Origin of the sequence: Isoptericola sp. BMS4 (assembly GCF_011634835.1) — a bacterium.
In the GTDB taxonomy this organism is placed as follows: domain Bacteria; phylum Actinomycetota; class Actinomycetes; order Actinomycetales; family Cellulomonadaceae; genus Isoptericola.
Window position 1 is genome coordinate 3,241,908 of record NZ_SIRP01000001.1, and the last position, 17,283, is coordinate 3,259,190.

Below are 17,283 nucleotides of genomic sequence, written 5' to 3' on the forward strand. Positions count from 1 at the left end.
AAGACCCCCCGGGGTACGGAAGGTCTGCGCGTCCGGCGAGGTGTGCCGGACGCGCTAGCCGATAATGAGCCGGCGACGCTGGTGTGCGAGGCGTGTCATGCCTCACATAGTGCCACACGTGGCGGCCCGGTGGGGCGCACCGGCCGCCCCGCGGACACGCTCACGCGTGCCGGGACCACGCCACAGCGCGGGTCGCGGCGTCGGGCTCGAGGTACGCGAGCAGGGCGTCCGCCTCGGCCTCCGCCTCCGTCCGCACCCCGTCGTCCAGGTCGGCCGCGTCGGCGAGCATCGTGACCCGCAGGGTGGCCGCGTCGCCGTCGCGCTCCGTCGCCCACGTCCCGGCGACCCGCCCGCCCGCGAGGACCGTGGGCAGCACGTCCGCGTTGCGCCGGTAGACGGCCTGCGCGGCGGCGGCGTCGAGGAGCCGGTCCCGCACCGCGAACGCCACGAGCAGCTGGTCCCACCGGGGCAGGAACCGCACCGGGGCCGCGGTGTCGCCGGGCACCACCTCGGCGCCGGCGAGGTCCACCAGCTCGCGGCCGTCGGGGGTCTCGTACGTGCGCAGGTCGAGCGCCTCGAGGGCCCGTCGCAGCGCGCCCGCGCCGCGGATGCCGACGCCGCGCGCCACGTCCGCCGGGGAGGCCGGGCCGAACGCCGCGAGGTAGCGGCCCACGACCCGGCCGCGCGCCTCGTCGGGCGCCACCGCCGGGCGCGGCAGCGGGAGCCGGTCCGCGAGCCACACCTGGCCGTCGACGTACCGGGGCGCGGCGTGCGAGCCCCACAGCCCGCTCGGCGGCACGTGCACCAGCCCGCCGCCCGCGCTCGCCAGGCGCCACCACGGCCGGCTGACGCCGCCCGGGATCGCGGCGGCGGCGTCCACCCCGGGGTACTGGTCCGCGGCGAACGACTCGATCTCGTCGAGGGTGCGCGGCTCGATGCTGAACGCCCGCACGCTCGCGTTGAGCGCCAGCAGGTCGACGCCCGCGCGCCGGGCGCTGGCGCGCCACGCCGCGAGCCGCTGCTCCGCGGACACGGCGTCGAGCACCGGCCAGTCGTCCGCCGGGACCAGGTGCAGCGTCGAGCGCATCACCGTGGCCTTGACGAGCGCCCGCCCCGTGAGCGCCTCCTCGAGCTCGTCGACCGTCTGCCCGGCGCGCCGCGACCAGAGCGCGACGTAGGGCATCTCCGCGTGCTGGGCCTGCAGGCCGCCCACCCGACCCACGACCTCCGGGACGGAGCGGTCGGACCGGGCGAGCAGGCCCTGCCGCGCCAGCGTCGTGCGCGTGAGCTCCTCCAGCGTGATCGGCGTCGGCATCCGGCCCTCGGAAGTCCCCTCGTCGGCTGACCCTGCGGTTCGGCTCTTCGGACTCAGGCGAGCCGGCGCATCCAGCCGTGCGGGTCGGCCACGCGCCCGTACTGGATGCCGGTGAGCTGCTCGCGGATCTCCATGGTCAGCGCCCCGGGCTCGCCGTCGCCGACCTGGCGGTCGAACGTGCTGCCCAGCAGGCGCCCCACGGGGGTGACGACGGCGGCCGTGCCGCACGCGAAGATCTCCCGGACGGTGCCGTCGGCGAGGCCCTCGACGACCTCCGTGAGCGGGATGCGCCGCTCCACGGCCTCGTGGCCCCGGTCCGTGGCGAGCCGCAGGATCGACGACCGGGTGACCCCCTCGAGGAACGAGCCCGTGAGCTCCGGGGTGTGCACCGACCCGTCGTCCATGACCACGAAGACGTTCATGCCCCCGAGCTCCTCGAGGTGGGTGTTCGTCGCGGCGTCGAGGAAGCACACCTGGTCGCAGCCGTTGTCGGCAGCGAGCTGCTGCGGCAGCAGGCTCGCCGCGTAGTTGCCCCCGTACTTCGCGTCGCCGGTCCCGCCGGGCCCGGCCCGGTGGTACTCCTCGTCCACCCAGATCGAGACCGGCTTCACCCCGCCGGCGAAGTACGGGCCGACGGGCGAGGCGATGACGAGGTACTCCACCTCGGCGGCCGGGCGCACCCCGAGGAAGGCCTCGGAGGCGAACATGAAGGGGCGCAGGTAGAGGCTCGAGTCCTCCCCCGACGGCACCCACGCGGCGTCGGTGCGCACGAGCGCGGCGATGGAGCCGACGAAGTCCTCGACGCTCAGCGCGGGCAGCGCCAGTCGGTGCGCCGAACGCGCGAACCGGGCGGCGTTGGCGTCGGGGCGGAACGTCCACACCGACCCGTCGTCGTGCCGGTAGGCCTTCATGCCCTCGAAGATCTCCTGGGCGTAGTGCAGCACGGCCGTCGCCGGGTCGAGCTGGAGCGGCCCGTACTTCTCGATGCGCCGGTCGAGCCACCCGTCCTCCTGGCGCCACGAGATGCGCGCCATGTGGTCGGTGAAGACGGTACCGAAGCGTGGCGACGCCAGCGCGGCCTCGCGCTCGGCGTCGGGGGTGGGCGTGTCCGTGCCGCGGACGTCGAACAGGGCGACGAGGTCTTCGAGCTCGGACGGGAGGATGCTGGACGAAGTCGTGGTCATGATCGCTAGGCCTTTCACCGGATGACCTCTGCAGTTTTCCACGACTCGGCTCCCCGTGGGCAGCCCTCCGCTCCGGCCGCAGTGGTCACCCTGGACGAGGGGCGCGCGCCGACGGCGTCGACGGGCGCGGGTGCAGGGTGGCGGGTGGAGACGGCCGGGGTCGGGCGGCGCGGTGGCGCCGGGGTCCGCGAGGGCTCAGCCGGCCACGCGGCCGGCGAGCTCGCGCCCGATCTCGGCCGTCGTGCGTACTCGGTCGCCGTGGGCCGGCCGCTCGGCGAGGTCGGCCGCGACGGCCGCCTCGACGCGCCTGCTCTCCTCGGTGAGCCCGAGGTGGTCGAGCAGCAGGGCGACCGACAGCACGGTGGCGGTCGGGTCCGCCTTGCCCTGGCCCGCGATGTCCGGCGCGGAGCCGTGCACCGGCTCGAACATCGACGGGGCGGTGCGGTCGGGGTTGATGTTCGCCGACGCGGCGAGGCCGATGCCACCGGTGATGGCGGCGGCCTGGTCGGTGAGGATGTCGCCGAAGAGGTTGTCCGTGACGATGACGTCGAAGCGCGACGGGTTCGTCGTCAGGAAGATGGTGGCGGCGTCGACGTGCAGGTAGTCGGTCGTGACGTCCGGGAACTCGGCGTTCACGGCCTCGACGGTGCGCCGCCACAGGTGGCCGGCGTGCACGAGGACGTTGTGCTTGTGCACGAGCGTGAGGTGCTTGCGCGGGCGCGCCTGGGCGCGGGCGAAGGCGTCGCGCACGACGCGCTCGACGCCGAAGGCGGTGTTGACCGACACCTCGGTGGCGATCTCGTGCGGCGTGCCGACGCGCAGCGCGCCGCCGTTGCCGACGTACGGGCCCTCGGTGCCCTCACGCACGACGACGAAGTCGACCTCGCCCGGGTCCGCGAGCGGGCTGGTCACGCCGGGGTACAGCTTGCCCGGGCGCAGGTTGACGTAGTGGTCCAGCGAGAAGCGGAGCTTGAGCAGCAGGCCGCGCTCCAGTACGCCGGAGGGCACGCTCGGGTCGCCGATGGCGCCAAGCAGGATCGCGTCGTGGCCCTTGATGCTCTCCAGGTCGGCGTCGGTGAGCGCGTCGCCGGTGGCGTGCCAGCGGCGGGCACCGAGATCGAACTCGGTGGTCGAGATCTTGACGTCCGAGCCGGCCACGGCCGCCTCCAGGACGGCGAGCCCCTGCTCGACGACCTCCGTGCCGATCCCGTCGCCGGCCACCACTGCCAGATCGATGCTCCGCGTCATGGGCCGAGCCTACGCCCGGGTCGCCATGATACGGACACCGATCTCATTTTTCGGACACCCCGGTGCTCGCGCGAGGAGACGAAATGCCTGGACGCGACCGCCGGCACCGCCGCACGATCGGGCGATGACCCAGGACGACGACCTCCGGACCTACGGCGACGCCGCCGCGGCGGACCTGACCTTCAACTGCCCGCTCGGCGAGGCCCGCGCGGCCGACCTCGTCGAGAGGCTGGCCCCGCCCGCTCCCGACGGGCGCGCCCTCGACCTCGGGTGCGGCAGCGGCGAGTTGCTGCTCCGGCTCTGCGAGCGCCACGGCACCTCCGGCGACGGCGTCGACCAGCACCAGGGCGACCTCGCCCGTGCCCGCCGCGGGGCCCGGGAACGCGGGCTCGCCGGGCGCGTCACCTTCCACGAGACCGACGCCACCGCCTGGGAACGACCCGCGACGACCGTGGTCAACGTGGGGGCGGCGCACATCTGGGGCGACGCGGCCACGGCGCTCGCCGCGCTGCGTGACGTGACCGCGCCAGCCGGGACGGTGCTGTTCGCCGACGGCGTCTACGAGGCGAGCCCCGGCGCGGAGGTCCGGGAGATCTTCGGCGACCTGCCCGACCTCGCGACGCTGGCCCGCACCGCCACCGATGCCGGGTTCCGGGTGCGGCACGCCGCCACGTCGACGCAGTCGGAGTGGGACGACTTCGAGTCCGCCTGGCGCGCCGGCGTCGAGCGCGTCGGCACCCCGGGAGCCCGCCGCTTCGCCGACGAGCGACGCGAGGAGTATCTCGGCGGCTACCGGGACGTGGTCGGCTTCGCCTGGCTGGTCCTCACGCCCGCGTAGCGTCCGGCCCGGCGCTGAACAGGACCTTGAACCGCTCGCAGACCACGGGCATCGACGGGTCGAACTCACGGCCGATGTCGGCCAGCGTCCGGCGCCAGTACCGCTCGTGCTCGGCCCGCCACGACTCCAGCGTGCGGTCGCCCTCCCCCTCGGCGTCCGCGTGCTCCGCCGTCACCTCGTCGAACGGCACCGTGGTGACGTCGGTCGTGCGGATGAGCAGCCGGGGCTCCCCTGCGCCGTCGAGGACGATCGACAGGTCGCCCTTGCGCGGCACCGGTTCACCGGCGGCCTCGTAGGCCCACAGCGACTCCGCGGTCGCGGTCTTGGTGCCGGCGAGCACCAGCCCGAGCAGCTCGTCCGCGAGCCGCGGCGAGTCGCCGAACGCCCACGCCTCGGGCGGCACCACGTTCTCGGAGCGCTCGCCCACCGCGCCGCCGTGGCTGGTCCGGCCGGCGCTCGGCCGCGCGGCGTCCCAGAACCGGGTGATGCGCTCGGCCTGGACGGTGTCGTCCAGCTGGTCGGGGGGCTGCGGCTGGTCCTCGGGAGCCGGCTTCCCGGTGGCGTCGTCGGTCATGCGGCCATCCTGCCAGCACCGCCCGCCCGCGGCCCGCCGCAGGTACCACGTTCGACCTGGTCGACGTCGGCCGGCGCCTGGCGGGCCTGCTCACCAGAGGCCCCCCGACGCACGAGCGGCCGCCGGCCGGGGGTCTCCCGGGCGGCGGCCGCGCGCGTCGCTGCTGACGGTGTGGGTCAGCGAGCGGCGCTGCCCTCCGTGTAGTCGGAGTCAGCGGGCTTGATCCACGAGAACATCTTGCGCAGCTCGCGGCCGGTGGTCTCGATCGGGTGCGACTCGCCCTTCTCGCGCAGGGCCGTGAACTCGGGCGCGCCCGCGTCCTGGTCGGCGATGAAGCGCTCGGCGAAGGCGCCGCTCTGGATGTCGGCGAGCACCGCCTTCATGTTCTCCTTGACGTGCGGGTCGATGACGCGCGGGCCGGAGACGTAGTCGCCGTACTCGGCGGTGTCCGAGATCGACCAGCGCTGCTTCGCCAGGCCGCCCTCGACCATGAGGTCGACGATGAGCTTCAGCTCGTGCAGCACCTCGAAGTACGCGACCTCCGGCTGGTAGCCGGCCTCGGTCAGCGTCTCGAAGCCGTACTGGACCAGCTGCGAGGCGCCGCCGCACAGCACGGCCTGCTCGCCGAACAGGTCGGTCTCGGTCTCCTCGGTGAAGGTGGTCCGGATGCCGCCGGCACGCAGTCCGCCGATGCCCTTGGCGTACGACAGGGCGAGGTCCCAGGCGGAGCCGGACGCGTCCTGCTCGACGGCGACGATGACCGGCACGCCGCGGCCGTCCGCGTACTCGCGGCGGACCAGGTGGCCCGGGCCCTTGGGGGCGACCATGAAGACGTCGTGCCCGGCCTCCGGCTTGATGTAGCCGAACCGGATGTTGAAGCCGTGCCCGAAGACGAGCGCCGCGCCCGGCTTGAGGTTCGGCGCGATCTCGTCGCGGTACAGGTGACGCTGGACCTGGTCCGGCGCGAGGATGACGACGACGTCGGCCTCGGCGACGGCCTCGGCGACGGGCAGCACGCGCAGGCCCTCGTCCTCGGCCTTCTTCACCGACGACGAGCCGGCGCGCAGGCCGACGCGGACGTCGACACCGGAGTCGCGCAGGTTCAGCGCGTGCGCGTGCCCCTGGCTGCCGTAGCCGATGACGGCGACCTTGCGCTGGGCGATGATGGACAGGTCGGCGTCGTCGTCGTAGAACAGCTCAGCCACGGTGATGCTCCTTGATCTCGGTTCTTCTCGAGCGGGGTCGAGTGTGGGGTGGTGCGGAGGCCGCGGGCCCCCGCGGGTGGGTCGGGACGGTCAGGCGCTGCGCACGCGCTCGAGCGCGCGGTCGGTGATGGAACGCGGGCCGCGGCCGACGGCGAGCGTGCCGGACTTGACGATCTCACGGATGCCGAACGGCTCGAGCGCGGCGAGCAGCGCGGAGAGCTTCGCGGCCGTGCCGGTCGCCTCGACGACCACCGTCTCGGGCACGACGTCCACCACGTGGGCGCGGAACAGCTCCACGACCTCGAGCACGCCGGTGCGGGTCGTCGCGTCCGCGCGCACCTTGACCAGGAGCAGCTCGCGCTGCACTGAGGTCTCGGCGTCGAGCTCGACGATCTTGATGACGTTCACCAGCTTGTTGAGCTGCTTGGTCACCTGCTCGAGGGGGTGCTCCTCGACGTCGACGACGACCGTGATGCGCGAGATCTCCTCGTGCTCGGTCGGCCCGACGGCCAGGGAGTGGATGTTGAACCCGCGGCGGGCGAACAGCGCGGACACGCGGGTGAGGACGCCCGGCTTGTTCTCGACCAGCACGGACAGGGTGTGTCGCGACATGACGGTCAGTCCTCCAGTGACATGGGTCGGATCGAGGCTGCATTCCGCTGCAGCCGAGTGCCTTGCTTCGCTGCGGCCCTCAACTTCCGCTTCATTTCGCTCAATCCTCCCGATCCCACGCGGGCGAGATGCCCCGCGCGTACTGGATGTCGTCGTTGCTCACGCCGGCGGCGACCATCGGCCACACCATCGCGTCGCGCGAGACGGTGAAGTCGACGACGACGGGCCGGTCGTCGATCTCGTTCGCCCGCTTGATCGCGGCGTCGACGTCGCGCTCGTGCTCCACGCGGATGCCCTCGCAGCCGTACGCGTCGGCGAGCTTGACGAAGTCCGGGATCCGCTTGGTGCCGTGCCCGGTGTGCAGGTCGGTGTTCGAGTAGCGCTGGTCGTAGAAGAGGGTCTGCCACTGGCGGACCATGCCCAGCGAGCTGTTGTTGATCAGCGCGACCTTGATCGGGATCTCGTTGAGCGCGCAGGTCGCGAGCTCCTGGTTGGTCATCTGGAAGCAGCCGTCGCCGTCGATCGCCCACACGTCCCGGTCGGGCTGGCCGACCTTGGCCCCCATGGCGGCCGGGACGGCGAAGCCCATGGTCCCCAGGCCGGCGGAGTTCAGCCAGGTGCGCGGGTGCTCGTAGCGGATGAACTGCGCGGCCCACATCTGGTGCTGGCCGACGCCCGCGACGTAGAGGCTGTCGGGCCGGGCCAGCTCGCCCAGCCGCGAGATGACGTGCTGCGGCGCCAGGTGCCCGTCGTCGGTCGCGGTGAAGCCCAGCGGGTAGGTCTCGCGCCACGTGTCGAGCTGGTGCCACCAGGCCTCGATGTCCGGCTTGCCCGACCGCTCGTGCTCGGCCTCGAGCGCCGGGACCAGGTCCGAGATCACCTCGTTCAGGTCGCCGACGATCGGCACGTCGACGGCGCGGTTCTTCCCGATCTCCGCCGGGTCGATGTCGGCCTGCACGACGGCGGCGTGCGGGGCGAAGCTCGACAGCTTCCCGGTGACCCGGTCGTCGAAGCGGGCGCCGAGGGCCACCACGAGGTCCGCCTTCTGGAGCGCGGCGACGGCGGGCACCGTGCCGTGCATGCCCGGCATGCCCAGGTGCTGCGGGTGGCTGTCGGGCACCGCGCCGCGCGCGGTGAGCGTCGTGACGACGGCGGCTCCGGAGACGTCGACGAGGCGCCGCAGGGCCTGCCACGCACCCGAGCGGATCACGCCGCCGCCGACGTACAGCACGGGGCGGCGGGCGGTCGCGAGCAGCTTGGCCGCCTCGCGCACCTGCTTCGCGTGCGGCTTCGTCACCGGGTGGTAGCCGGGCAGCGCGAGCTCCTGCGGCCAGGAGAAGGTGGTGCGCGCCTGCATCGCGGACTTGGCGATGTCCACCAGCACCGGGCCGGGGCGCCCCGTCGAGGCGATGTGGAAGGCCTCGGCGACGGTCCGCGGGATCTCGTCGGGGTCGGTGACCAGGTAGGAGTGCTTGGTGATCGGCATCGTGATGCCGACGATGTCGGCCTCCTGGAAGCCGTCGGTCCCGATGAGCGACTCCGCCACCTGGCCGGTGATCGCGACCATCGGCACCGAGTCCATGTGCGCGTCGGCCAGCGGGGTCACGAGGTTCGTGGCCCCGGGGCCGGAGGTCGCCATCGTCACGCCGACCTTGCCGGTCGCGTGGGCGTACCCCTGGGCGGCGTGGCCGCCGCCCTGCTCGTGCCGCACGAGCACGTGGCGGAGCCTGTCCGAGTCCATGAGGGGGTCGTAGGCGGGAAGGATGGCGCCGCCGGGGATGCCGAAGACGACCTCCGCGCCGACCGACTCGAGGGAACGGACGATCGACTCGGCGCCGCTCACCTCCTCGCCGGGGGTACGGCGGGCGTCGGCGCGGTTCGCGCGCGCTGCCACCTGTGCGGGGGTCGGGTTCGGCTGGGCCATCGGTCTCTCCTGCCTGCCGGTGGATGGACGAGGGGCGGTGGAGCTCGTGCTGGACGTATCCGTGCAATGAAAAACCCCCCGGTCCCGGCGAGGTGCGGGATGGTCGAGGGGTGAGCGCGCTGACGAAGCCCTAGTGCGTGGCCTCAGCCGGCGCGCCCAGGAAGAAGTACTACGAGAATCGTCGTCTGCACGAGTCGAACGTTACGCCCGTCACTGCGGGATGTCACGTCGTGAGCCCGGTGTCCCGCATCATGGACACGACGTCGTCGGGCAAGAGGGCATGGACGGGCCGGCGCCGCCGCTCAGGAGACGTCGCGCCGCCGGAACACGACCAGGGCGACCAGCGACAGCACCACGGTGAGGGCCAGGAGGTACAGGCCGCCCTGCCACCCGGCGACCACACGGGTCACCCACTCCTCGGCGTACGTCCCGTCCTCGCCCATCGTGGTGCGCACCACCTCGTACGTCGCCCCGTCCCGGAGCCAGGCGTCGAAGTTCAGTGCGGGCGTCCAGCGCTGCAGCCCGCCCAGCGAGTAGGCGAAGACCGTGCTCAGCCAGAGCACGCCCGCGCCGACCCCGACGGCGGCGGCCGCGTGGCGGAGCAGCACCCCGAGCGCGACCCCGATCGCGGCGAAGGCCGCTCCCGCCAGCACCAGCCGGCCGCTGAACGCCGCCACCTGGACCCAGACCGGGCCCGTGACGTCCCCGAGGGTGCCGAAGCGGGCGTAGACGGCGTAGGCGCCGCCGACGAGGGCCGCCCAGCCGAGCAGGACGACCGGCACGGTGCCCAGGGCGGCGGCCACCGCCTTGGACCAGTAGACCCGGCGGCGGCGCGGCTCGAAGGTCAGCCACATCCCCAGCGCGCCCGAGCCCTGCTCGGCGGTCATGAAGCTCACCCCGACGACGAACGCCAGCATCAGCAGGCCCGTCGCCACGGGGACGAGGGACGGCAGGCCGCTCCACCCGGACCAGAGCGACCCCTGGACCGCGGCCACGGCCGGGTCGGGGGCGACGGCGCCGTCGACGTCCGCGGCCACGGACGGCCCGTCGAGCTCCGCGGCGTCGGGGACGAACGTGGACGTCGGCGGCAGGTAGTGCTCCAGGCGCGGGCCCATCTCCTCGCACCCGTAGTCCGCGCCGTCGCCCTCGGCGGCCTCGGCCTCCTCGCAGGACGCCACCTCCTCCTCGCCGTGCTCCTCCCACCAGGCGAGCTCGTCGGCGTAGAAGCGCTCGGCCTCGGCGATCTGCGCGTCGGTGGGCGGCCGCGCCGTCCCCACCTGGGTGGCGATGCCGATGCCCACCGCCACGAGCGCCAGGACGCACGCGGCCCAGGTCATCCTGCGCAGCCACAGCCGGCGCAGCTCCACGCGCAGCAGCCGCGTCATCGGGCTACCTCCTGCGTCGCGCCGGTCTCCGGGGGCGTGGGCTCCGCGGGCTGCGCGCCGCGCCGGCGCCCGCGGCGGCGGCCCCCGGCGTGCGTACGGCCGCCCGGCGCCTCGTGCTGGGTGAGCCCGAGGAACACGGACTCGAGGTCGGCCTGCTGGGGCACGAGCTCGCGCGCCCACACGCCGCGCTCCCCCAGCGCCCGGTTCAGCGCTGCCGGGTCGGGGCCGCCGTCGACCACGAGGGCGTCGTGCTCGCGGCGGACCGTCAGGCCGCCGGTCTCCAGCAGGCTCGTGGCGATGATCAGGTCGTCGGGCGCCACCCGCACCCGGACGGAGCCGCGGCCACCGGCACCGATGAGGTCGGCGACCCGCCCGGACGCGACGAGCCGGCCGCGCGCCACGATCGAGACGGTGTCGGCGATCTGCTCCACCTCACCGAGGATGTGGCTCGAGACCAGGACGGTCCTGCCGCGGTCCGCCAGGCCGCGCATGGTGCGGCGGATCTCGCGGATGCCCGCCGGGTCGAGGCCGTTGGTGGGCTCGTCGAAGATGAGCAGGTCGGGGTCCTTGAGCAGGGTCGCGGCGATGGCGAGCCGCTGCTTCATGCCGAGCGAGTAGCCCTTGTAGCGGTCGCGCGCCCGCCCGGCGAGCCCGACCTCCTCGAGGACGGCGTCGACCCGGCCGCGGGGCGCGCCGATCGCGTCGGCGAGCAGCCGCAGGTTGCTCCGCGCGCTGAAGGCGGGGAAGAACTTCGGGCTCTCGACGATCGCGCCGACCCGGCCGACCACGTCCGGCAGCCGCTTCGGCACCTCGTGGCCGAAGATCCGCGCCGTCCCGCGGTCCGGGCGCACCAGCCCGAGCAGCATCCGGATCGTGGTCGTCTTGCCCGACCCGTTGGGGCCGAGGAACCCGTGGACGCCGCCGACGGGCACCTCCAGGTCGAGGCCCTCGACGCAGACGGCACGGCCGCGGACGCTCCGGTAGGTCTTGCGCAGGCCGTGCGTCTCGATCGCGAGCTCGCCGTCCAGGGCCGCCACCTCCTCGGGCGGCGGCGTCGCCGGCCCGTCGATCCACCACTGATTCACCCCGGCGCCCCGGGTGCCGCTCGGATCATAGCGGTCCCGCCGCGGGGCTCAGACGGCGGTCGGCACCGGGTCGTCGTCGAACGCGGGGAGCCCGTCGATGCTGGTCCGGTTCTTGCGCCGCCGGTAGTCGGCCTGCCCGTCGACCCCCTTGCGGTCCATGAACGGCGGCAGCAGGTCGCGCTCGCCGACGTGGTCCATGAGGGGCACGCCGTACCCGCACGAGTCGGAGACCCGCTCGACGTCGACGACGATCACCGCGCGGGCGCCCCGCCGCTCGGCGAACCGCGGCGCCCAGACGGTGAACTCGTCGTCGTAGAGGCTCACGACCCGGCCGCGGCCGTGCAGCCGCACGATGTTCGGCGGTCCCTCGAACGCGCAGAACATCAGGGTGATGCGCCCGTTCTCCCGCAGGTGGGCGATCGTCTCGGCCCCGGAGGCCGTGAGATCGAGGTACGCGACCGTGGTCTCGTCCACGACGACGAACGACCCGTCGATCCCCTTGGGCGAGACGTTCACGTGCCCGTCGGCGGCGAGGGGCGCCGTCGCGACGAAGAACACGTGCTGCGCCTCGACGAACGTCCGGAGGCGGTCGTCGATGTGCTCGTGGACCTGTCCCATGGCGTCATCCTCGCAGGTCCCGTGCGGCTCGGGCGCCGGCGCCCGAGCCGCACGACGACCTACGCGCCGGCGGGGTCGGCGGGGATGTCGAGCTCGCGGGCGGCTTCGCTGACGCGCCGCGCCAGCTCGGTGTCGCGCCGGGTGAGCCCGCCGACGTCGTGCGACCACGTGCGCACCGTGACGGCGCCGTAGCGCAGGTCGACGTCCGGATGGTGGTCCAGCGCGTCCGCGATCTCGCCGATCTCGTCGACGAGGCGGACCCCCGCCGCGAACGACCCTGTGCGGAAGACGGCCTCGGCCGAGCCGTCGCGCACCCGCCAGTCGGCGACGCCGTCGGCGGCCCCGAACTCGTCCGTCGTGATCTGGTCTGTCATCTCTCACACCCCCTCGCGTGCCAGCCTGGCACGCGGGCGCCCCACCCGCGTGCCGGGAGCTCCCGTCGGTCGGCGGTCAGCCGAGGACGGCCCCGCGGGACGCCGACCCGACGAGCTTGGTGTACTTCGCCAGCACGCCCCGGGTGTACCCGTGCGGGACCGGGGCCCAGTCCGCCGTCCGCCGCGCCGCGAGCTCGGCGCCGTCCACGACCAGGTCGAGCGTCCCGGACGCGACGTCGAGCCGGATGCGGTCGCCGTCGCGCACGAACGCGATCGGGCCGGCGTCGACGGCCTCCGGGGCGATGTGCCCGACGCACAGCCCGGTGGTGCCGCCGGAGAACCGGCCGTCGGTGACCAGCAGGACGTCCTTGCCCAGCCCCGCGCCCTTGATCGCGCCGGTGATCGCGAGCATCTCGCGCATCCCGGGGCCGCCCTTGGGGCCCTCGTAGCGGATGACGACGACGTCCCCGGCGGTGATCGTGCCGTCCTCCAGCGCGTCCAGGGCGGCGCGCTCCCGCTCGAACACGCGGGCGGTGCCCTCGAAGACGTCGGAGTCGAACCCGGCGCTCTTGACGACGGCGCCCTCCGGCGCCAGGGACCCGTGCAGGATCGTGATGCCGCCCGTGGGGTGGATGGGCCGGTCCAGGGCCCGCAGGATCTTCCCGTCCGGGTCCGGCGGGGCGATCTCGGCGAGGTTCTCCGCCACCGTGCGGCCGGTGACCGTGAGGCAGTCGCCGTGCAGCAGCCCGGCGTCGAGCAGCGCCTTCATCACCACGGGGACCCCGCCGATCCGGTCGACGTCGTTCATGACGTAGCGGCCGAACGGCTTGAGGTCGCCCAGGTGCGGAACGCGGGCGGCCACGCGCGAGAAGTCGTCGAGCGTGAGGTCGACCTCCGCCTCGTGCGCGATCGCGAGCAGGTGCAGTACGGCGTTGGTGGAGCCGCCGAAGGCCATCACGACGGCGATCGCGTTCTCGAAGGCCTCCTTGGTCATGATCTGCCGCGCCGTGATGCCGCGGCGCAGCAGCTCCACGACGGCCTCGCCCGAGCGGTGCGCGAACCCGTCGCGGCGGCGGTCCGCCGACGGCGGCGCGGCCGACCCGGGCAGCGACATGCCCATGGCCTCGGCCACCGACGCCATCGTGTTCGCGGTGTACATGCCTCCGCACGCGCCCTCGCCCGGGCAGATGGCACGCTCGATGCGGTCGACGTCCTCGGTGCTCATCAGGCCCCGCGCGCACGCCCCGACGGCCTCGAACGCGTCGATGAGGGTGACGTCCTTCTCGGTGCCGTCGGACAGCTTGACCCAGCCCGGCATGATCGACCCGGCGTAGAGGAACACGCTCGCGAGGTCGAGGCGGGCGGCGGCCATGAGCATGCCGGGCAGCGACTTGTCGCACCCGGCGAGCAGCACCGAGCCGTCCAGCCGTTCGGCCTGCATCACCGTCTCGACCGAGTCGGCGATCACGTCCCGCGACACGAGCGAGAAGTGCATCCCCTCGTGCCCCATCGAGATGCCGTCGGAGACGGAGATGGTGCCGAACTCCAGCGGGTAGCCGCCGCCGGCGTGCACCCCCTGCTTGACCGCGCCGCCGAGCCGGTCGAGCGACAGGTTGCAGGGGGTGATCTCGTTCCACGAGCTCGCCACCCCGATCTGCGGCTTGCCCCAGTCGTCGTCGGTCATGCCGACGGCGCGGAGCATGCCGCGGGCCGCGGTCGCCTCCAGGCCGTCGGTGACCTGGCGGGAGCGGGGCTTGAGGTCCGGTTCTGGGGCGTGGGTGTCGACGTCGGCGCTCATGGCGCCAGGCTAGGCCCGACGGCGGCGCCCGGCCCTGCGGATCTCTCGCCGTGGCGCGGGTCCGCTGGCTATCGTGGACGCATGACCACGCTGCCGGACTGGATGCGCCCTCCGCGCCCGGAGGGCTGGCTGGCCGACGACCTGGACCACCTTCCGTACGCGCCCCGCCACACCGAGCTGATCGACGGAGCCCTCGTCTTCATGATGTCCCCCCAGAGGCGCTGGCACAGCAGCGTCATCTTCTCGCTCCGGTCGACGTTGACGGCCCAGGCTCCTGACGGCTTCGTCGTCGACAGCGAGATGACCGTACGCCTCGACGAGCACAACCGTCCCGAGCCCGACGTCGTCGTGGCGACGCGAACGATCGCGCCGGACGCCACCTGGTACCCCGTGGGCGACGTCGTGCTGGCCGTCGAGGTCGTCTCACCCGAGTCCGCGCACCGCGACCGCACGGTGAAGCTCCACAAGTACGCCGAGGCCGGGATCGCCCACTTCTGGCGCATCGAGGACGACGCCGGCGCCACCACGGTCCACGCCTACGAGCGCGACGACGCCACCGGTGCCTACGTGCCGGTGGCCATCGCCAGGGACACCCTGGAGCTCGACCGCCCGTTCCCCCTGCAGATCGACGTCGCGGGCCTGAACGCTCACCGCTGACCAGCCGGTCGGGCGTGCCCGACGTCCTCAGCGGGCGACCGGGCGGGTCCAGATGCGCGCCGCCGACCGAACGCTCCCGGACTCGAACGGCTTCGACTCGCCGGTCGGCCGGTAGCCCAGCGCGCGCCAGAACGGCTCGGCCGCGTCCCGGTTGGTGTCGACGACAGCGAGCCGCAGCGTCGTCACCTCGGTCCAGGTGGTCACCCGCTCGAGCACCGCGGCGTGCAGCGCACGCCCCAGCCCCTGGCGGTGGCGGCTCGCGGCGGTCTGCAGCAGCCCGACGTGCGCGTGCTCGGCGCTCGGCCAGCCGCGGATCACGTCGGCGACGCCGACGGCCGCCCCGGCCTCGTCGCGCAGGCCGAGGACGTGCTTCGCGCCCGGGGCCGTCCTGGGCGGGCGGGAGGTGAGGACGTCGGCGGCGTCCCGGCGGGTCGCGGCGTGGCCCGCGACCCGCTCGGAGTAGCCGCCGTCATCGACGAGGAGCCGCGCGACGTCGTCGAGCTCGGCGAGGGTCAGGTCGACGAGACGCACGCTCAGCGGCGAGCGACGAGCGAGACGTCGCGCACGGCACCGCGGTCGGCCGACGTCGCCATCGCGGCGTACGCCTGCAGCGCCGGGGAGACGTAGCGGTCACGGTTCAGCGGCTGCCACGGGTTCTCCCGGGCCTCCATCTTGGCGCGGCGCTCGGCCAGGACCTCGTCGGGGACGTTGACGCGGATCGAGCGGGAGTCGACGTCGATCTCGATCTCGTCACCGTCCTCGATCAGGCCGATGGTGCCGCCGGCGGCGGCCTCGGGCGAGACGTGCCCCACCGAGATGCCGCTGGAGCCGCCGGAGAACCGGCCGTCCGTGATGAGCGCGCAGACCTTGCCCAGTCCGCGGCCCTTGATGAACGACGTCGGGTAGAGCATCTCCTGCATGCCCGGCCCGCCGGCGGGCCCCTCGTAGCGCACCACGACGACGTGGCCCGGCTCGACCTGCTTGGTGAGGATCTTCTCGACGGCGTCCTCCTGCGACTCGCACACGAGCGCCTTGCCGACGAAGTGGAACACGTCCGGGTCGACGCCCGCCGTCTTGAACACGGCGCCGTCGGTGGCGAGGTTGCCGCGCAGCACCGCCAGGCCGCCCTCCACGGTGTACGCGTGCTCGATGTCGCGGATGCAGCCCTCGGCGGCGTCCGTGTCGAGGCTCTCCCAGACGTTGGAGGTGGAGAAGGCCTGGGTGGTGCGCACCCCGCCCGGCGCGGCGTGGAACAGCTCCACGGCCGCGTCGGTCGCCTTGCCGCCGCGCACGTCCCAGTCGTCCAGCCAGGAGCGCAGCGTCGGCGAGTGCACGGAGGTGACGTCCTGGTCCAGCAGCCCGGCGCGGTCCAGCTCCCCGAGGAGCGCGGGGATGCCGCCGGCGCGGTGGACGTCCTCCATGTGGAAGTTCGGGTGGTTGGGGGCGACCTTGCTCAGGCAGGGCACGCGGCGGCTGATCTGCTCGATGTCCGTCAGGTCGAAGTCGACCTCGCCCTCCTGGGCGGCCGCGAGGACGTGCAGCACCGTGTTGGTGGACCCGCCCATCGCGACGTCGAGCGCCATGGCGTTCGCGAAGGCCGCCTTCGTGGCGATGCCGCGCGGCGCCGCCGAGTCGTCCTCCTCGTCGTAGTAGCGCTTGGCGAGGTCGACGACGGTACGGCCGGCCTGCAGGAACAGCTCCTTGCGCGCGGCGTGCGTGGCGAGCGTCGAGCCGTTGCCCGGCAGCGACAGGCCGAGCGCCTCGGTGAGGCAGTTCATCGAGTTCGCGGTGAACATCCCCGAGCACGAGCCGCAGGTGGGGCAGGCGTTCTCCTCGACCTGGGCCAGCGCGTCGTCGGAGACGTTCTCGTCGGCCGAGTAGTTGATCGCGTTGATGAGGTTGAGGTGGGTCTTGGCCACGCCGTCCGCGACGACCGCCTTGCCGGCCTCCATCGGCCCGCCGGAGACGAACACGACGGGGATGTTGAGGCGCATGGCCGCGTTGAGCATGCCCGGCGTGATCTTGTCGCAGTTCGAGATGCACACCAGCGCGTCGGCGCAGTGCGCGTTGACCATGTACTCGACCGAGTCGGCGATGAGGTCGCGGCTGGGCAGCGAGTACAGCATCCCGCCGTGTCCCATCGCGATGCCGTCGTCGACGGCGATCGTGTTGAACTCCTTGGCGACGCCGCCGGCCTCGCGGACGGCACCCGCCACGAGGTCGCCCATGTCCTTGAGGTGCACGTGGCCCGGGACGAACTGCGTGTAGGAGTTCGCGATCGCGACGATCGGTTTGCCGAAGTCCTCCGAGCCCATGCCGGTCGCGCGCCACAGGGCGCGGGCACCGGCCATGTTGCGACCGTGGGTGGACGTCCGAGAGCGCAGGGGACGGCTCATGTCAGCTCCTTCGACGCAGGTGGGCTGGGGCGCGCTCGGAGAGCGCGGCCACGGCGGGCTCGGACAGGGT

At 73.5% G+C, this 17,283-nt stretch carries 16 protein-coding genes; 2 read left to right on the forward strand and 14 right to left on the reverse strand.

What is annotated here, in order from left to right:
• Positions 1-160: 160 nt before the first annotated feature.
• From EYB28_RS14720 to EYB28_RS14730, 3 genes are all read right to left on the reverse strand, one after another.
• Positions 161-1,315 (reverse strand): winged helix DNA-binding domain-containing protein, encoded by a 1,155-nt coding sequence (locus tag EYB28_RS14720; protein WP_166849310.1) that lies wholly within the window; start codon positions 1,313-1,315, stop codon positions 161-163.
• A 53-nt stretch (positions 1,316-1,368) separates the two neighbouring features.
• Positions 1,369-2,499: a branched-chain amino acid aminotransferase gene (locus tag EYB28_RS14725; RefSeq protein WP_166849313.1), complete on the reverse strand. Its 1,131-nt coding sequence runs from the start codon at positions 2,497-2,499 to the stop codon at positions 1,369-1,371.
• Between the two features lie 195 nt (positions 2,500-2,694).
• The gene (locus tag EYB28_RS14730) at positions 2,695-3,747 is read right to left on the reverse strand and encodes a 3-isopropylmalate dehydrogenase (protein WP_166849316.1); all 1,053 of its coding nucleotides are present in this window, start codon (positions 3,745-3,747) and stop codon (positions 2,695-2,697) included.
• A gap of 124 nt (positions 3,748-3,871) precedes the next feature.
• Between EYB28_RS14730 and EYB28_RS14735 the strand changes: the two genes are divergently transcribed.
• Positions 3,872-4,585, forward strand: a complete 714-nt coding sequence (locus EYB28_RS14735) for a cyclopropane-fatty-acyl-phospholipid synthase family protein (RefSeq protein ID WP_166849319.1) — start codon at positions 3,872-3,874, stop codon at positions 4,583-4,585.
• On the opposite strand, the gene EYB28_RS14740 is transcribed toward EYB28_RS14735, so the two are convergent.
• From EYB28_RS14740 to ilvD (EYB28_RS14780), 9 genes are all read right to left on the reverse strand, one after another.
• Positions 4,572-5,159 (reverse strand): ASCH domain-containing protein, encoded by a 588-nt coding sequence (locus EYB28_RS14740; RefSeq protein WP_166849322.1) that lies wholly within the window; start codon positions 5,157-5,159, stop codon positions 4,572-4,574. The genes EYB28_RS14735 and EYB28_RS14740 overlap by 14 nt on opposite strands.
• 176 nt (positions 5,160-5,335) lie before the next feature.
• Entirely contained in the window at positions 5,336-6,364 is a 1,029-nt protein-coding gene (gene ilvC / locus EYB28_RS14745; protein WP_166849324.1) for a ketol-acid reductoisomerase, read from the reverse strand.
• A gap of 90 nt (positions 6,365-6,454) precedes the next feature.
• Positions 6,455-6,976 (reverse strand): acetolactate synthase small subunit, encoded by a 522-nt coding sequence (ilvN, locus tag EYB28_RS14750; RefSeq protein WP_166849327.1) that lies wholly within the window; start codon positions 6,974-6,976, stop codon positions 6,455-6,457.
• A 100-nt stretch (positions 6,977-7,076) separates the two neighbouring features.
• Complete coding sequence (locus tag EYB28_RS14755; RefSeq protein ID WP_166849330.1) at positions 7,077-8,900, reverse strand: acetolactate synthase large subunit; 1,824 nt, start codon at positions 8,898-8,900, stop codon at positions 7,077-7,079.
• A 302-nt stretch (positions 8,901-9,202) separates the two neighbouring features.
• The gene (locus EYB28_RS14760; protein ID WP_166849333.1) at positions 9,203-10,285 is read right to left on the reverse strand and encodes an ABC transporter permease subunit; all 1,083 of its coding nucleotides are present in this window, start codon (positions 10,283-10,285) and stop codon (positions 9,203-9,205) included.
• The gene (locus tag EYB28_RS14765) at positions 10,282-11,322 is read right to left on the reverse strand and encodes an ABC transporter ATP-binding protein (RefSeq protein WP_166852484.1); all 1,041 of its coding nucleotides are present in this window, start codon (positions 11,320-11,322) and stop codon (positions 10,282-10,284) included. The genes EYB28_RS14760 and EYB28_RS14765 overlap by 4 nt, the downstream gene beginning before the upstream one ends.
• A 96-nt stretch (positions 11,323-11,418) precedes the next feature.
• Positions 11,419-11,988 carry a pyridoxamine 5'-phosphate oxidase family protein gene (locus tag EYB28_RS14770; protein WP_166849336.1) on the reverse strand — a complete coding sequence of 190 codons (570 nt, stop codon included), beginning with the start codon at positions 11,986-11,988 and terminating at the stop codon, positions 11,419-11,421.
• Positions 11,989-12,047: 59 nt separating this feature from the next.
• Positions 12,048-12,362 (reverse strand): 4a-hydroxytetrahydrobiopterin dehydratase, encoded by a 315-nt coding sequence (locus EYB28_RS14775; protein ID WP_166849338.1) that lies wholly within the window; start codon positions 12,360-12,362, stop codon positions 12,048-12,050.
• Between the two features lie 76 nt (positions 12,363-12,438).
• Positions 12,439-14,160: a dihydroxy-acid dehydratase gene (ilvD, locus tag EYB28_RS14780; protein WP_166849341.1), complete on the reverse strand. Its 1,722-nt coding sequence runs from the start codon at positions 14,158-14,160 to the stop codon at positions 12,439-12,441.
• 81 nt (positions 14,161-14,241) lie between these two features.
• Here ilvD (EYB28_RS14780) and EYB28_RS14785 point away from each other — a divergent pair, with 81 nt between their 5' ends.
• Positions 14,242-14,817 (forward strand): Uma2 family endonuclease, encoded by a 576-nt coding sequence (locus EYB28_RS14785; RefSeq protein ID WP_166849344.1) that lies wholly within the window; start codon positions 14,242-14,244, stop codon positions 14,815-14,817.
• A 27-nt stretch (positions 14,818-14,844) separates the two neighbouring features.
• Here the strand turns inward: EYB28_RS14785 and EYB28_RS14790 are convergent, their stop codons facing one another.
• Both EYB28_RS14790 and ilvD (EYB28_RS14795) read right to left on the reverse strand, forming a co-directional pair.
• A complete protein-coding gene (locus EYB28_RS14790; RefSeq protein WP_240930579.1) occupies positions 14,845-15,348 on the reverse strand; it encodes an N-acetyltransferase in 504 nt (167 codons plus the stop codon).
• Between the two features lie 2 nt (positions 15,349-15,350).
• The gene (gene ilvD / locus EYB28_RS14795; protein ID WP_166849349.1) at positions 15,351-17,213 is read right to left on the reverse strand and encodes a dihydroxy-acid dehydratase; all 1,863 of its coding nucleotides are present in this window, start codon (positions 17,211-17,213) and stop codon (positions 15,351-15,353) included.
• Positions 17,214-17,283 lie beyond the last annotated feature (70 nt).

Coding starts and splice junctions, on each gene's coding strand:
- EYB28_RS14720 (WP_166849310.1), bottom strand. CDS start 1,315: ATGCCGACGCCGATCACGCTGGAGGAGCTCACGCGCACGACGCTGGCG.
- EYB28_RS14725 (WP_166849313.1), bottom strand. CDS start 2,499: ATGACCACGACTTCGTCCAGCATCCTCCCGTCCGAGCTCGAAGACCTC.
- EYB28_RS14730 (WP_166849316.1), bottom strand. CDS start 3,747: ATGACGCGGAGCATCGATCTGGCAGTGGTGGCCGGCGACGGGATCGGC.
- EYB28_RS14735 (WP_166849319.1), top strand. CDS start 3,872: ATGACCCAGGACGACGACCTCCGGACCTACGGCGACGCCGCCGCGGCG.
- EYB28_RS14740 (WP_166849322.1), bottom strand. CDS start 5,159: ATGACCGACGACGCCACCGGGAAGCCGGCTCCCGAGGACCAGCCGCAG.
- ilvN (WP_166849327.1), bottom strand. CDS start 6,976: ATGTCGCGACACACCCTGTCCGTGCTGGTCGAGAACAAGCCGGGCGTC.
- EYB28_RS14755 (WP_166849330.1), bottom strand. CDS start 8,900: ATGGCCCAGCCGAACCCGACCCCCGCACAGGTGGCAGCGCGCGCGAAC.
- EYB28_RS14760 (WP_166849333.1), bottom strand. CDS start 10,285: ATGACGCGGCTGCTGCGCGTGGAGCTGCGCCGGCTGTGGCTGCGCAGG.
- EYB28_RS14770 (WP_166849336.1), bottom strand. CDS start 11,988: ATGGGACAGGTCCACGAGCACATCGACGACCGCCTCCGGACGTTCGTC.
- EYB28_RS14775 (WP_166849338.1), bottom strand. CDS start 12,362: ATGACAGACCAGATCACGACGGACGAGTTCGGGGCCGCCGACGGCGTC.
- ilvD (WP_166849341.1), bottom strand. CDS start 14,160: ATGAGCGCCGACGTCGACACCCACGCCCCAGAACCGGACCTCAAGCCC.
- EYB28_RS14785 (WP_166849344.1), top strand. CDS start 14,242: ATGACCACGCTGCCGGACTGGATGCGCCCTCCGCGCCCGGAGGGCTGG.
- ilvD (WP_166849349.1), bottom strand. CDS start 17,213: ATGAGCCGTCCCCTGCGCTCTCGGACGTCCACCCACGGTCGCAACATG.